Below are 15,572 nucleotides of genomic sequence, written 5' to 3'. Positions count from 1 at the left end.
TAGATCCTTTCCCGGAAATCACCTTAAACCGCGCCGGCTCCAGAAATCGTCGAATCTGCCGGGGCCGATCCCATCCAACAGCATCGCATACCGCGCCGGGCGCGGTTTAACCCAACACCCGAAAGCTGACTGTCTGATCCGGCACGTCAATATCCCTCACGCCCACCCGAATGCCTTGATTCAGATCGGGTTCATCGCGCAGCCGCAGCCGCGTCTCCAGGGCGAGCGCGCCGATCAGGGCCACGCCCTTACGCTCCTCCTTCCCGACAATGATCGCCTCGCCCTGCCAGTCCGGGTGATCCTTGAGAAAAACCAGCTTCCAATGCAAATTCGAGAGCCGCTCAGCGCGCCGGACCGTGCCTGCGGCGGCCTCGGCCTCGCCGATCCGCTCGGTCACCTGCTCCGGTGTCAGCAGCGGCTGGCCGGACAGCCAGGCGCAGAGTTGTTGGTGGACCAGGAGGTCCGAATAGCGCCGCAAGGGACTGGTGGCGCGCGTGTAGAGCGGCAGTCCCAGACCGGCATGCAGATCCGGGGCTCCCAACATGCGAGTCGGCTTGAAGGTGCGTCGACGGGCATACATGGCGGCGAGGTCGCGCGGCTGATCGCCGGCGTCCGGCGCGACCTGCGTGGCGTAACTGATCGGAATCCCGTGCTCCTGACAAAAGCGCGCCACCGCCTCCCCGGCCATCAGCATGGCCTCGGTGACCAGCCCCCGACTGGCCAGACGCGGGAGTGGCCGGATCGTCACCCGACCGTCGACGACCCGCACACTCACCTCCGGCAAATCAAGCGAGATCGCCCCCAGGGCCACCCGCCGGGCACGAAAACGGTCGGTCAATGCACACATGGCGGCGAACGGCGCTTCACCGAGCCGGCCATCCACCGTGTCATAGCTCAGTCGTTGGGCGCGAATCCAGGTCCGATGCACCTCGATATCGGTCAGTGACCCCTGTTCATCACAGCGCAGCGCAACCGACAAGGCAGGTGAGACGGGCTGCAAGCCCAACCCCAACTGCTCAGTCACGCCCTGGGGGAGCATGTTGATGACCCGCTCCGGCAGATAGAGGTTACTGCCGCGCGCGCGCGCCTCGCGCTCGACGGCGCCCTCCGGCGCGACCAGCGCCGCGACGTCAGCCACATGGACCCAGAGCCGGTCGCCGTCGATGCTCACCGCGTCATCCGGGTCCTGGTTGCCCTCATCGTCGATGGCGTAGGCCGGCAAATCGGTCAGGTCGAGGCGTTGTTGATCCGGTAACGCGGGGACCGGCAGGTCAGGGTCCGCCGTCGGGACGGAGCACCGCCCTGGATAGGGGTTATGACGATCGGACCAATGGCCCACCTGAATCAAGGCACGATGGGCATTGACCGGGGTCTGCTCGTGGCCCAAGGCCTCCAGGACGCGACTGCGCTCGCTTTGGCCCAGCGCCAGCCGCTCAACTTCAGTGAGACGACCGGCGTCCTGCGGTGCCGGCGCGGCCTGCGCCATGCGCCCGAGAAAGGCCTGCCACTCCCGCTCGGCGACCGCCTTGGCATCCCGCTGGGCGCGGTCGTGCTCGACCTCGGCCCGCGGACGGGCACGGATGGCGCCGGGGGTGCCGGTGAAGCTCAGCCCCTCGGCCACCAGTTGCCAGGCGGCCCAGGCGGTGACCGGGGTGAAGGCGGAAAAGGCGAGTTCGGCCAATTCCTGGAGGGTGGTCTCGCTGCCCTCCAACAGTTCCCAGGCGGCCTCGACCTCGCCTTCCTGCGGCACGAGTTCGCCCAGACTGCGCAACGGCCCAGGGTGCAGCAATTCCAGATCCTTGGCGCGCACGCGCTTGGTCTGACCGCCTTCGAGCGCGATTTCGATCTTCTCGCCTACGCTGACGACACGGGCGGGATGCACTTTGTAGAGCACCAGACTATCGGCCGGCGGACTGGGTTGATGTGACGACAAGTGGCTGAGTGCTCCGCGGTGATACAAGTGAGGGACTGGGGCTTTGGGTATGATACCCCCGATGCCGTGATCGACAGGCGCCGATGGGCGGCGCCGCAGCAAGAGGGTAGCGAAGATGAATCCTGATTGGCGCGCTTTTCTCACCGCACGGGGCGCCCGCGACGGCGCGGACGCGCACGAACCGGCGCCGCAGGCGCCCGCCGACGCGGACTGCACCCGCTATGACCTCTCGCACCTGGGGCTGATCGCGGTGCGCGGCGACGATGCCCTGACCTTCCTGCAAGGCCAGTTGACCAATGATATCCGGGCCGTCTCGGACACCCACAGCCAACTGAGCGGCCATTGCAGCCCCAAGGGCCGGATGCTCGCCTTGTTCCGGGTCATGCGCCTGGGTGACGCGTTCCTGCTCCAACTGCCGCGCGAACGGGTCGCCGACACACTCAAACGGCTGCGGCTGTTCGTGATGCGCGCGAAGGTCACACTCGAAGACGAAAGCGACGGTCCGATCCGCATCGGTGTCGCCGGCAGCAGTGCGGTCGGTGCCCTGGCGGCGCTCGGGCTCGCGCTGCCGGACTTGGACAATGATCTGGCAGTGACCGGCGAGATCACCGTGCTGCGCCTGCCGGCCCCGGTCCCACGCTTCGAGTTGATCGGCCCCTTCGAGCGGCTGGCGCCCCTATGGGATGCCCTGGCACCCAACTCGGTGATGGGAAACGCGGACGCCTGGGCCCTGCTCGATATCCGTGCAGGCATTCCTAACGTGTATAACGCCACCATCGAGACCTTTGTCCCGCAGATGGTGAACATGCAACTCATTGATGGAGTCAACTTCACCAAGGGTTGTTATGTCGGTCAGGAGGTGGTGGCGCGGATGCGCTACCTGGGTACACTCAAGCGCCGCATGTATCTGGCGGAAGTCGAGAGCCCGACGCCGCCGCAACCCGGCGATGAACTCCACGCGGCGGGCAGCACCTCCGAACAGGGTGCCGGCCGGGTGGTCGATGCACGTCCGCTCGGCGGGAGCCGCTATGCACTCCTGGCGGTCGTGGAGATCGCCGCCGCCGAAGCCGGGGGGGCCCAACTCGGCCCAGCCGGACCGCTGCTGCGATGCGTACCCCCACCGTATGGGTTCCCGGAAGAAGGATAGGCGATTTCCGTCAAATTCTGAAACACCTCGCTCCCTTTTTGCTCGCCTTCCGCAGCGCGCCGACAGCACATAGCCCGACCATGTTCCTGTCGGCGCTCCTTGAAGGCAAAGACTCCGATTGAATCGGGAGATCAACTCCGATGACTACGGATGCGAATGAAGGCGGTGCCTGTGATACTGCCGTCTGCCCCGCGGATGAGCCGCGGGAACTGAACCCTGCGGCCGGCAACCATCTGCTGCTGGATTTGCGGCTGGCCGATGCCGTGGCGGAGACGGTTGCGGTGGACGCGGTGGCAGGCACGCTGCGCGGTCTCGGCCTGGAGGCCGCGGTGCTCGACAGCATGACGGCGGTCTGTACCCAGACCCTGCGGGAGGCGCGGACGCGTGAGGTGTTTGCCGGTGATCGGCCAACGGTCGAGGTGAAGCTCGGCCTGCATGGACATCAGGTTCACCTGCGAGTCAGCGACATGCGCATGCCGCAGTGGGTCGAGGGGGCACCGGCGTATTCCGCCGACCAGTTGGCGCGAACGTCGGGGCTGGCCGGATTCCGCCGGGGGGAGCAGGGCAACGGCGGCAACTGGACCGAATGCGTTGCGCACCTGCCCGCGGAAACCAGCGACGGCCCCTCCGTAAATGCCCGCGACCTCTCGACGTCGGCCCAACCGCCACGGACGGCCGGGGCAACGGCGGCAACCGTACGGCTGCAAACGTTGAGCACCGACGATGCCGAGGGTCTGGTCCGGCTGATCTACCGGGTCTATGGCTACACCTATCCGAGGTCGGAATTTTATTCCCCGGAGGCGATCCGGCGGCTGCTGAGGGCCGGCGAGATGAGTGGTATCGTAGCGATCGATGATGCGGGTGAGCTGATAGGCCACCTGGCCGCTATCCCTGATACGCCTTACCTGACATCTGAAGTCGGGCGTTTGGCGGTGGACCCCCGCTACCGGGGGTTGGGCCTGGCGTCGCGGCTCAATAACCAACTGCTCCAGGAGGCGCGACGGGCTGGCACACCAGCGCTTTGGGCGGAATGCGTGGCGAATCACGTGGCGTCTCAGCGCATCGTGGTCGCGGCAGGCGGGGTGGAAGTGGGGCTGCTGCTGGGCGCTTTCCCGAGCACGTTACGCATGTCACATATCGCAAACCCGCTGGACGGGCGTATGAGCCTGGTGCCGATGGTCCTGAGTGTTGCGCCGGGCCCCCTGCTGACAGCCCATCTGCCGGCCCACCTGGAACCGATCTATCGGCAGATCACCGGGAAACTCGGCCTGCAGCGCGCGGTGGACACCGGTGTCAATTACCGACCCGCGGGGATCTTGCGCCTACGTACCTCGATGCTTCCTCAACTCAACGTGGGGCTGATCGCCGCGGACGAGCTTGGCAGCGGCGGGCTGGCGCGCGTCCGGGCGGAGATGGCCGCGATGATCAGTGCTCATATGGTGCCGATTTACCTCGATATTCCCGTTGCCGATACGGGCGCGGCGCGTGCCATCACCCTGGCCTATCAGCACGGCTTTATCTGGGGCATGCTCTTCCCTTGTGCCCGCGCCGACGGTGACGTGCTGCGCCTCCAGTGGCTCGGCCATCAGGCGGTGGACACGCGTGATATTCAATGCGCCACGGAGCATGGTCGGGCGATGCAGCACTGGGTGGTTGGGGAGCTACAGCATTGGAAGGCAGGTGCCATGTTCGCATAGAGTCATCGGACGTGATAACCGGACGTAGGGGCGGGTTTCACACCCGCCCCTACACCAAGGCGCTGTCCGGATATCAGGTACGAAGGCTATCACTCATTGCAGCCTTAGGAACCGTTCAGTCCTCCGGCCGCAGGTGCGGAAACAGCAGCACGTCGCGGATCGAGGGTGAGTCGGTGAACAGCATCACCAGGCGGTCGATGCCGATGCCCTCGCCCGCGGTCGGCGGCAGGCCGAATTCCAGGGCGCGGATGTAGTCGGCGTCGAAGAACATGGCTTCCTCATCGCCGGCATCCTTCTGCGCGACCTGATGGCGGAAGCGCTCGGCCTGATCCTCGGGGTCGTTCAGCTCCGAGAAGCCGTTGGCGATCTCGCGCCCGCCGATGAAGAACTCGAAACGGTCGGTGACCAACGGGTTTTGGTCATTGCTGCGGGCCAGCGGCGAGACTTCAGTGGGGTACTCGGTGATGAAGGTGGGTTGGATGAGCTGGTGTTCGCCGGTCTGTTCGAAGATCTCGATCTGAATGCGGCCCAGCCCCCAGTCGTCCTTGGGGTGAATGCCCAGGGTCGCCGCGCTGCGCCGCGCGGCGTCCAGGTCGTCGATGTCGGCCGGCGTGAACTCCGGATTGAAGCGCAGGACGGCGTCGCGCACGCTCAGACGCTCGAACGGCAGACCAAAGTCGAACCGGGTGCCCTGATAGTCGAACACCGGGCTGCCCAGCACCGACTCGGCCATGCCCCGCAGCAGGTTCTCGGTCAGGTCCATCAGGTCGCGGTAGTCCGCGTAGGCCTGATAGAACTCGAGCATGGTGAACTCGGGGTTGTGGCGGGTAGACAGGCCCTCGTTGCGGAAATTGCGGTTGATCTCATAGACGCGCTCGAACCCGCCGACCACCAGCCGCTTGAGATAGAGCTCCGGGGCGATCCGCAGGTACAGCTTCATATCGAGCGCATTGTGATGGGTCACGAAGGGACGTGCGACCGCGCCCCCCGGGATCACGTGCATCATCGGCGTTTCCACCTCCAGAAAGGCTCTGGAGTTCAGATAATCGCGGATGTACTGGATGATGGCGATGCGGGTGCGGAAGGCGGCGCGAGTCGATTCGTTGACGATTAAATCCACGTAACGTTGACGGTAGCGGGTCTCCTGGTCGGCCAGGCCATGCCACTTCTCGGGCAGCGGCCGCAGCGCTTTGGTCAACAGGCGCAACGACTGACACCGCACCGACAGTTCGCCGGTCTTGGTCTTGAACAGGGTGCCCTCGGCACCGACGATGTCGCCGATATCCAGGTCACGCTTGTAACTGCCATAGACATCCTCACCCAGGACCTCGCGCTGGACGAAGAGCTGGATGCGGCCCGACATGTCCTGCACATGGGAGAAGCTGGCCTTGCCCATGATCCGGCGGCTCATCAAGCGGCCGGCGATGGTGACCTGTATCGGCGCCGCCTCCAGAGCCTCGACCGTCCAGTTGCCATAGTCGGCGAGCAGATCACCGGCGAGCGCGTCGCGCCGAAAGTCGTTGGGAAAGGCGTTGCCCTGGGTGCGCAACAGCGCCAGCTTCTCGCGCCGCTGCGCGATCAGCTTGTTGTCGTCGCGATTCTCCTCTGACGCGGGCGCACCGCTCGACTCGCCCTGGATCGATTCAGACATCTCCGTACATCTCCATGGTTCTCCGGAAAGTTACAGGCCGCTCTTCAAGCTCGCCTCGATGAAGGGGTCGAGATTACCGTCGAGTACCGACTGGGTGTTGGCAATCTCGACATTGGTGCGCAGATCTTTGATACGCGATTGATCCAATACATAGGAACGAATCTGGCTGCCCCAGCCGATATCGGACTTGCTGTCCTCCACCACCTGCTGGGCGGCACGGCGCTTCTGCATCTCGAACTCGTAGAGCTTGGCCTTGAGCTGCTTCATGGCCTGGTCCTTGTTCTTGTGCTGCGAGCGCTCGTTCTGGCACTGCACGACGATCCCGGTGGGATTATGCGTGATGCGCACGGCGGATTCGGTGCGGTTCACATGCTGACCGCCGGCGCCGCTCGCCCGGTAGACGTCGATACGCAGATCCGCCGGGTTGATCTCGACCTCCACGGTGTCGTCGATCTCAGGGGAGACGAACACTGACGCAAAGGAGGTGTGACGACGGTTGCCGGAGTCGAAGGGCGACTTGCGCACCAACCGGTGGACACCGATCTCGGTCCGCAGCCAGCCGAACACATAATCCCCCTGGAAATGGATGGTCGCGGATTTGATGCCGGCCACCTCGCCCTCCGAGACCTCCAGCAGTTCGGTCTTGAAACCGCGCCGCTCACCCCAGCGCAGATACATCCGCAGCAGCATCTCAGCCCAATCCTGCGCCTCGGTCCCGCCGGAGCCGGCCTGGATGTCGACGAAGGCGTTCTTGTCGTCCATCGGCCCGGCGAACATGCGGCGGAACTCCAGTCCGCCGACGCGCTGCTCGCACCGCTCCAGGTCGCGGATCAGATCCGCCGCCGTCGCCTCATCCTCTTCCTCGGCAACCAGGGCCAGCAGGTCGTCGGCGTCGATGAGCGCGGCCGTCATCTCATCGACGGTCAGCACCACGGCCTCCAGGGCCGCGCGCTCCCGACCTAGGGTCTGGGCCCGCTCAGGATCGTTCCAGACCGCCGGATCTTCGAGCTCGCGCAGAACCTCCGTCAGCCGCTCTTTGCGCTCTTCGTAGTCAAAGATACCCCCTAAGGGACGCGACGCGCCCCTTCAGGTCATTGATCGTATTGGCAATGGGGTTGATGTCCAAGATCTTTACTCCGGTTGATCGAACCCGTGAGTATACGGGCAGAGGCGGGTATGGCGCCATGACCGTGTAGCGCGCCAAATGGTTTGAGACGAAACGCCAAATGGTTTGAGACACTTGTTTCAAACCATTTGGCGTTTCGTCGTCAGGCTGTTAACAACACCGCCGCCATCGACCGCACACCGATCGTCTTGGCTTGGTCACGCGCTATACCCCGCCGATCCAGGCGCCCACCCACGATGATGTGCCAGCGGGCAAGTCAGTAGACCCCAGCGCCCACCCGCCCACGCACCCGGCTGACTGCACAGCCAGCCGCTCAATCGCCGACAGATGACACTCAACCAGTGTCAGCTCGGTAGACTGGCCATCAAGAGGCAAAACATAAGGGGCGGTCTCGCCGCTCCACGCTGGCGTTGACACCGCGGAGCTAAGCACCACTGACACATCGCCCACCACGCGGCTTTCTGTCACCGTTTGCACAACCGGGTAACTGACTGACCCCGACCCAGTCGCACTGCGTGCGAGCGCGTGCGGCTGTTGGTCTGGATTATGCTGCACCAGCGCTCCGCGCGGCGCGAATTCTCCAGTCCAATCGCTGTTTTGAGGGATCCTTGCCTGTGCTGTATATTGGTACTGCGCACGGCCAGCCAGACACCAGTCAGCCCACCACACGTCCATGGTTAGGATCCCGCCGCCTGATGCCGTGGCATACGCTCCGCCCCATCCGGGCGTAGTCTGGGCCTTATATCCGTACGTGACTCCAGGGTCGCCGTGTGCCAGGATCAGCGCGGAATATCCGTGCTGGGAGGACGCGGATAGCGTTTCCGTGCGGTAATCTACGCGGCCAAAGTCACACACGAGATAGTAGTTCGCACCGTAATACCCGCACCAGCATGTACCATCAGAGCCTCCAGGCGGACATGAGGGCCGAGCATCCACAAGGTTGTCGCAAAAATTACCCAAAGCATACGCACCACCAAGCCCTCCCACTCTCCCTGGGCGCGGGCGCTGCGTGTCCTGGTTGCTAGACACCCATGTTTTTGCGTTGGGCAGTGTCACCACCGCGGTTAAAGACGAACAGCGTCTTGTCCCGCCACTACCGACCAAAACCCGCAGATCGGTCGGACCGGCAAACCCTCGGACCCCCAGCGCCGTCCAGGTCTGCCAATCCACGGCGCACCCCCCGACGCCGCAAAACGAGGTCGCAGCCAGTTTTTCATTGAAATCACTGGACGGGAGGCTCTGCGCTTCGTGTTGCTGGTACCCGCTGGTCCATGCAGCAATGCTGCCGTCAGGCAGCACGGACGTATAGACGGGCACCGACGTGTCCCACACGCCCCCTGGCTCCCACACAGGCCACTCCACGGGCACCATCGCCAGCAGCCCGCCCGCCCCGCGAAAGGGTATCCAAATGCTTTCATAGGCCCTGCTCGGGCACCAGCGGCCGCTACTGTGCAGCGTGCAATGGGCGGTCAGACCGCCGCCGCTGGCCTCGGCGATCGCAATCCGATAGTCGCGCCCCCGCGACTGCATCGCCGTCGTCGCGCCCGCGGCATACTCATCGGCTTGGGTCGCGACCGCTGCGACGTCGCCATCATCCGACACCTGCCACCCGCCGCGCAGCGGGGACCCCAGCACGCCGCCCGCTGGCCACTCGCCTGTCGCGTCGCTCCACGCAGCGCCAGAGGGCGCGGCGGCTTGGGTCCACAGGTAAGCTTCCAACTGCCGCGCTTGCGTAGGATCAGCCGCGATCCTGCTTGCTTCGATCGCATCCCCGAGCGGCGTAAAGACCATCGGCTGATAGCGGACGCCATCGCGGGTGATCTCCATCCAGTACCACCCGGCACGGTCCGGCCGGTGAAAGATGCCATAGGTCTGCGTGACCAACGACGGCGCGGAAAATGCGTAGCTGGCGAGCGCACCGAAGCCGCGGCCCCGCTCCCCGAGCAGCGCCTGCTGCATCGCCTTTAGCCGACCTGTGACATTGGCGCCATCCCACAAATGGCCGACCCATTCCGCTCTGACGCCGTCACCTGGAAATGTTAGGGAGTCGCGCCCATCGGTATGCGCGGTGACATCGAAGTCCCAGCCCCCTGCCGCTCTCACCAGGAGGTCCATGATCGCGTCTGGCGATGGGCCTGCTGCCCGCGCCGCGACGCTGGGCGGGTACCACAGGGTGCCGGGTTCGATCATCGCCGCACCCAGCGTGACCCATCCTGTTTCAATCAGCAATGAGGACACCGGGACCGGCACACTCGCGCGCGCCATCGGCACCGCCACGCCCCGCGACCCCAGCACCGGCTGACGCGCCGCGCTCGGCCCCAGCGCGTGGCGCCAGTCGCCGCGCAGCAGTGACTCGATCTCGCGGCGCAGCCGGTCGGCCGCCATCAGACAGTCGCCCGGCTGGTCGGCGTCGCCAGTGACCGGCCGCCGCTGACCGGTTGGCGCGCGGTGGTCGGCGCCAGCAGCCAGCGTTTCTGGGCGCGGCGCTTGCGCACGGCGACCGCATTGAGGGCGACCGCGAACTTGTCTCCGTGCTGGCGCATCGGTACGCCGAGCGAGGGCTGGGCCATGGTGAGGGTGAAGCCGGTGCGTTTGTCCATGGTTTGTCGAGGGTCCGGTCAGGGTGATCAGGTCAGGGACAGGGTTCCGCTCAGCGGGTCGATGGTGTAGGTGGCGGTCACCGTGCCCACCTGGTCGTTGCGCGCGGCGTCCGGCACGTCGGGGGTGACGAGCACGAAGCCCTCGTCATAGACCTCGCCCTCCAGGTTGGCGTCGATGTCTACGCCTTCGAACACGTTGGAGATCCAGCCGTCCCACTCTTCGTCCTGTTCGGGGCAGTCGGTAGCGCGCCCGATGTGCGTGCCCAGCGTCAGCGCGCTGGCGAGGGTGTAGCCGCCCGCCGCCGGGCTGACATCGGGGGCCGTGGGGGCGCTCAAGGCATCGCCCGCGGTCGCGCCGCCGCTGACGCTGAGCGTGACCTGGCAGCGCGCCTGATGGCTGTCGCTGTCCCACGATGTAGCCAACTGGATGACCTGCCCCTCGGCGCTGAGGTCTTCGGCGACGATGCGACAGCGCGACCCCAGGCCCGGCTCGCTGCCCGGCTCGACGGCCACGCTGAGGGTGGTGCGCCGCTGGCTGGCGCGGATGCGGGTGGCCAGGGTCTGCACCATGCCTTGCAGTACCAAGGTCCGATTGGCGGTCACCAGCCGATCACTCCAACGATGCCCTTGGCTGATGGTCCACTCGGCGCCAGTCGGCAGCCGGGTCGCGGCCGAGCCGTCCCAGCCCGTCTCGTCGGCCGTCGCCGCATGGCTGGCTTGCTCGTTGGCCAGCACGGCGCCAACGGTGCCCGCGGTGGCACTGACGGTGAGGGTGTAGGTCTCCTCGATGGTCTGCGCCCAGCGCCGGCCCATGCGCCAACTGGCCGCATAGACCATGTTGGCGGGGGTGTCATAGAGCTTGTTTAACCATGCAAACCCGCCGTCAGACGCGGACCCCAGCACGGACCAAATCTGGCCGCAGTAGACCCCGGAGGCCGGCAGGCCGGTGGTGTTGATGCCCAACTCGTCGGATGGCGCGCTCCACCCGCCCGCTTCTTGGAGCGCCCAGGCATTGCCGGCCGCCGTTTCGGCGATCATCTGCCGCGTCGGGAGTCCCCACGGATGGGCCATCCAGTCACAGAAATCCCAGTCAGGATAGGCCCAGCCGACCGCGAGCGCCCAATGGTGCAGCCGCGGGTAGCGGATTTGCACGGTCGCGGTGAGTTGGCGCACCCGCTCGCGGGTGCTGGCCTCGGTCAGCTCGACCGAGCCGTCATAGATCCCGCCCGCCGCATGTTCAATGGTCGTGGTGTAGCCGGTGCCGGCCCAGGGCACGGCGTGCAGCGTCCCACCCTCCATAAAGATGGAGTGAGGGATCGTCGCCATGGCATCTTGCGCGGCCTCCCAGCCGTCGTTGAACTCGCCGTGCAGATCGCGGTGCCAGATGGCGCCATCCGGCAGCAGGGCGCACACCGCGACGCCGGAGCCCAGGGCCTCGAACTGCTCTTGCAGTTGGTCGCTGCATTGCACCACCCACACGCGGGCGCCCGGATCGTAGCCCACCCGCGACACCACGCCGACATAGGGGGTGGCGACGATGCCGCTGATCAGCACGGCGGCGCCCACCGCGGGCTTGGCGGTGCCGTGCGCCAAGCGCAAGGTGGCGATGCCGGCGGCGTCGAGTTCGCGGTCGATGGCCCCGGCGCCGGTCAGGTCGGCGGTCCGGCTTGTCCCGCCGATCGACACGGCCAGCGCGGCACCCCAGTTGAGGACTTCACTCATGGCTCGCGGCCCTCAATCGACCAGGACACCAGCCCGGTTTCCGGGTCCAGGGTGCGCGACACGCCCAGCGTCAGCAGATTGCCGCTGTACAGCGCCGAGGTCACCGCCACCACACCAGGGCTGACCGTGGGCGCGCTCGCCGTGGTGCCGCTGATGGTCACCTGCCGCTTGCTCCAACTGCTGAGCAAGGTCGCGGCGCCGTTGCTTTTGATTTGGATGGTCCCGCCCAGCGGCTCAATCGCCACGCTGGCCACGTAGGTTGTCCCGCCGATCGTCACCGCCCCCACGCTGGCCGCGGCATCGGTGCCGGTCACCGTCCAGGCCACCAGCCCGGTGGTGGGATCGCTGGTGACACTGGTCGCGGTCACCGTCAGCGTGCCGGTATAGAGGGTCGAGGTCACCGCGACGCTGCCGGCGCTGATCACCGGCGCGGTCGGCCCCTCGCCGTTGAGCGTCACCTCGCGGGTGCCGCTGCGCGTGGTCTGGACCTGCACCGTGGCCCAATAGGCGGTCGTGCCCAGGGTGACCAACACCGATCCGCCAGTGGCCTCGACGCCGCTTAGCGACCAGGTGCAGGTCGGGCCGGCTAAGTCATCGGTGCGCGTCACGCCGGTCGACAGCACGGTGAGCGAGGCCGGGGCGCGCGTGACCAGGTCGGCGTAGGTCACCGTGACCGGGGCGGTCCACACCACGGCATCCAGCGGCGGCGGCCACCAGCCGCCCGCCTGGATCTGCAGGGTGCGCCGCCCGCTGGGATGGCGACCCAGTGCGACGGCCAGGTCCAGGTGCGTCTCGGCGGCCAGCACCACCCCGCCGATGGTCAGCCGGCTGCTCATTGGCAGCCTCCGCGCTTGGCCGCGGCGTCGCTCAGGTCGGCGCTGCCGCTGGTCTGGGTGGCGCCGCCGCTGTCCACGGTCACCACGGCGGTGACCGGGACGCTAAAGGAGGCCCCGGCCAGCGCGGCGGCGATGGCGGCGACCACGGTCTGTCCGGCGGCCGCCGCCGCGGCGGCCACGTTGAGCGACACCGGCAGCGGGACGGCCAAGGCACTGACCAACTGCTGCCGCACCGCCGCCACGGCCGCGGCAGCATCGAAGGTCACCGGGAGCGCGGTCGGGGTGTCCGCGGCGGCGGGGGCCGCCGCCTGCTGCTGTTGCAAACCCGCGACCGCAGCGGTCGCGCGGGTCGCCGCGGCACCGGTGGCGTCGATGACATCCACCAACTGCTGACCCTGGCGAACCGCGGCCTGACCGCCCGTCCCGGCTTCTTGATGGAGCTTGGCGACTGCCCGCTCGGCCTGCTCGGCCGTCAGTCCGGCGGCGGTATAGGCCCGTCTCAACGCGTCGGCTTGCGTGGCCGCGTCGCTGCCGGCGGGGCTGGTTGTACCAGCCTGGCGCGGCGTTGGGGTCGCTGGCGTTGGCGCCGCGGCGGCCGTGGTGGTCTGCACCGCCTGCTTGGCTTGTTCCGTCAGGGCGGCCAGGGCCGTCTGGGTCAAGACGATCCCGGCGCGCGTGCTGCCGTCGCTCACTGCTTCGGTCAGCAGCTGGTAGCTGGCCGCGGTCTCGGCCAGCGCGCCGGCCGCGTCGCCTTCCGCCAGCTTGGCCGCTGCCGCTTGATAGCGGGCATAGGCTTGGTCGACCGGATCGCCGCCGCCGGCCTGGCCGGCCTGGGCGTCCGCCAACGCCTTGGCGGCCTGCGCGACCGCATCGAGTGCCGTCTTGGCCGCGGTGCCGGCGCGGGCGATGCGCTGCTCGGCCACCGCCAACTCGTCAAGCAGCGGCACCGCCGCGGCACTGGCGGCGCCCACGGCGGCGATGCTCGCGCGCAACGCGTCGCGCCGGGTGATCAATGGCCCCAGCGCCGCCGCTTCCTGGCCGAAGCTCTGGGCCGCGGCGCGGGCGGTTTGGTCTTCGAGCACGGCCGCGTCCACGGCCGCTTGCGCGGCGGCGACCGCCCGCTCTTGGGTCTCGGCCAGCCGCTGCGCGTCGGCGCGCGCCTCGCGTAGCGTCTGCGACAGTTCGCCCTGCGCCGCGATCTCGGCACGCACGGCGGTCAACCGCTTGTTGGCCTCCCGCGCCTCCTGCTCGGCCAGCACCAGCCCGCGCTCGGCCTCCTGCCGTGCGGCGGCTTTGGCGCGCTGCACGCCGGTTTCGGTCAAGCTGACGTGGGTGGTCGCCTCCGCCGCGGCGACCCGCGCCGCGGCGATCCCGCGCTCGTCCTCGACCAGTCGCGCTTTGAGCTGCGCGTCCTTGGCCGCCTGAGCTTCGCGCTCCTGCAATTGGGTGCGCCGGGCCGTGGCTTCGGCTTCGAGGTGCGACAGGCGTTGCTGCTGGAGCGCCAGCCCCGCCTGTTCAGTGCCGAGCGACTGCCGCGCGGTGGCTACCGCGGCGGCGGTGCCCGTGGCCACTGCGTGCAAGGCGGCGGCCTCATCGCCGCGCGCCCGCGCGGCGGCGGCGGTGGTCTGGGTCACCTGGTCGGCGGTCTTGGCAGCGTCCGCCTGCGCCTTGCCGACCGCGGCGACCGTGTCCGCCTGGGCCTGCAAGGCCCCGTCGGTCGCATCGAAGGTTTGGGCCAGCGCGGTCTGGGCGGTCGCACCGCGGCGCCAGGCCCCGGTCGCCGCGTCCTGCACCAAGGCGCCTTTGGCGATCAGCTCATTGAGTTCGCGCGTCGAGGTGATCGTGAGGCCAGTGGCGTCACTGATCGTCAGCAACCGCTTGGCCAGCGCTTGCTCGGTCTCGGCGCGGTTGGCGATCGCCTTCTCGGCCGCGGTGGCCAGCGCGTCATAGGCGCGGCCGGCCAGGCTGGCGGCGTCCGCGGTACGCAACAGGCCCAGGCCCGCGTCGCGTGCCCAGGCGCCCAGTTCGTAGCCCATCACGATCGCCATGCCGGCGGCCATCGCGTTCATTGGATCGCGCAGGCCCTTCAGCTCGCGCCCCAGGGCCGCGGTGGCGGCGCCCCAGCGGCCGGTGGTGGTGGCCGTGGTGCGCTGGGTCAGTTCCAGCGCGTTGCCGGCGCGCCACGCCTCCTGCGTGGCGAGCGACGCGCCACGCAACGCCTGCCGATGGGCGTCGGTGGCCAGCGTGAGATTCTTCTCGGCCGCCAGGACGGCCTCGGCGCGGCCATCGCGGGCGGCGGCCAGATAGGCTTGTTTGGCTTGCGTAACCCCGTGCTGCGTGGTGGTGAGTGCCTCGTCGGCGGTGGCCAGCGCCGCACTGGCCTGGGCCGATTGCGCTTTGGCGGTGGTCAGATGCCGTTCGAGGGCGGCGCGCTTGTCACCGTAAATCTGCTGTTCTTTGGCCGCCGCCAGTTCGTCTTCGGCGGCCCGGACACTGTGCGCCGCACTGTCGACCCGCTGCGCCGCGGTCGCGCGCGCGGCCTCCGCCACCGCCTGCTCGGCTTCGGCGGCGGCGACGCCGGCCCGTGACACCCCGCTCAGTTGCCCGGCCACCGCGGCCTGGGCGCGCGCGTTCTCCAGGGTGGCGGCGGTGGCCTGCGTGCGGTCCAGGGCGAGCGTGCGGTTGGCCTGGGCGCGGCGGTCCGCGGCCTGCGCCTCCTGCGCGGCGCGGTCGGCATCGGCCGCGGCCAGGTCGGCGGACGCGTCCGCGGTGTCCGTGGCCGCCGCGGCGTGGGTGCGCAACGCGCCCGCGGCCCGGTCGAGATCGGAGAGCACACGTCAGAACTCCAGACACCAGAAGC

Annotated in this window: 9 protein-coding genes; 2 read left to right on the top strand and 7 right to left on the bottom strand. The window is 67.8% G+C overall.

From position 1 onward, the window contains the following. Nucleotides 1–106: 106 nt before the first annotated feature. Nucleotides 107–1,894: an RNB domain-containing ribonuclease gene (locus QZY03_RS26970; RefSeq protein WP_295586585.1), complete on the bottom strand. Its 1,788-nt coding sequence runs from the start codon at nt 1,892–1,894 to the stop codon at nt 107–109. A gap of 154 nt (nt 1,895–2,048) precedes the next feature. Here QZY03_RS26970 and QZY03_RS26965 point away from each other — a divergent pair, with 154 nt between their 5' ends. After that, nucleotides 2,049–3,080: a folate-binding protein YgfZ gene (locus QZY03_RS26965; protein WP_295586582.1), complete on the top strand. Its 1,032-nt coding sequence runs from the start codon at nt 2,049–2,051 to the stop codon at nt 3,078–3,080. Between the two features lie 140 nt (nt 3,081–3,220). After that, nucleotides 3,221–4,777, top strand: a complete 1,557-nt coding sequence (locus tag QZY03_RS26960) for a GNAT family N-acetyltransferase (protein WP_295586580.1) — start codon at nt 3,221–3,223, stop codon at nt 4,775–4,777. A 115-nt stretch (nt 4,778–4,892) separates the two neighbouring features. On the opposite strand, the gene lysS is transcribed toward QZY03_RS26960, so the two are convergent. The 6 genes from lysS to QZY03_RS26930 all read right to left on the bottom strand — a co-directional run bounded on the left by lysS (nt 4,893) and on the right by QZY03_RS26930 (nt 12,712). Beyond that, nucleotides 4,893–6,428, bottom strand: coding sequence for a lysine--tRNA ligase (gene lysS, locus QZY03_RS26955; RefSeq protein ID WP_295586578.1), 1,536 nt, complete (start codon nt 6,426–6,428; stop codon nt 4,893–4,895). A gap of 30 nt (nt 6,429–6,458) precedes the next feature. Further along, nucleotides 6,459–7,557, bottom strand: a protein-coding gene (gene prfB / locus QZY03_RS26950; RefSeq protein ID WP_295586587.1) for a peptide chain release factor 2 whose coding sequence is annotated in 2 segments (ribosomal slippage) — nt 6,459–7,481 and nt 7,483–7,557 — 1,098 coding nt in all. Because the reading frame shifts where the segments join, the coding sequence is not laid out codon by codon here. A gap of 201 nt (nt 7,558–7,758) precedes the next feature. Beyond that, nucleotides 7,759–9,939 carry a hypothetical protein gene (locus tag QZY03_RS26945; RefSeq protein WP_295586577.1) on the bottom strand — a complete coding sequence of 727 codons (2,181 nt, stop codon included), beginning with the start codon at nt 9,937–9,939 and terminating at the stop codon, nt 7,759–7,761. Then, on the bottom strand, nt 9,939–10,154 hold the full coding sequence (locus tag QZY03_RS26940) for a hypothetical protein (RefSeq protein ID WP_295586576.1): 216 nt from the start codon (nt 10,152–10,154) through the stop codon (nt 9,939–9,941). Before QZY03_RS26940 ends, QZY03_RS26945 begins: the two co-directional genes overlap by 1 nt. Before the next feature lie 27 nt (nt 10,155–10,181). Next, entirely contained in the window at nt 10,182–11,876 is a 1,695-nt protein-coding gene (locus QZY03_RS26935) for a hypothetical protein (protein WP_295586573.1), read from the bottom strand. After that, a complete protein-coding gene (locus tag QZY03_RS26930; protein ID WP_295586571.1) occupies nt 11,873–12,712 on the bottom strand; it encodes a hypothetical protein in 840 nt (279 codons plus the stop codon). Before QZY03_RS26930 ends, QZY03_RS26935 begins: the two co-directional genes overlap by 4 nt. Between the last annotated feature and the right edge of the window lie 2,860 nt (nt 12,713–15,572).

Source organism: uncultured Lamprocystis sp., assembly GCF_903933125.1.
Taxonomy (GTDB): Bacteria; Pseudomonadota; Gammaproteobacteria; order Chromatiales; family Chromatiaceae; genus Thiodictyon.
The sequence above is the reverse complement of the archived record's forward strand: the minus strand, read 5'-3'. Positions and strand labels throughout refer to the sequence as shown.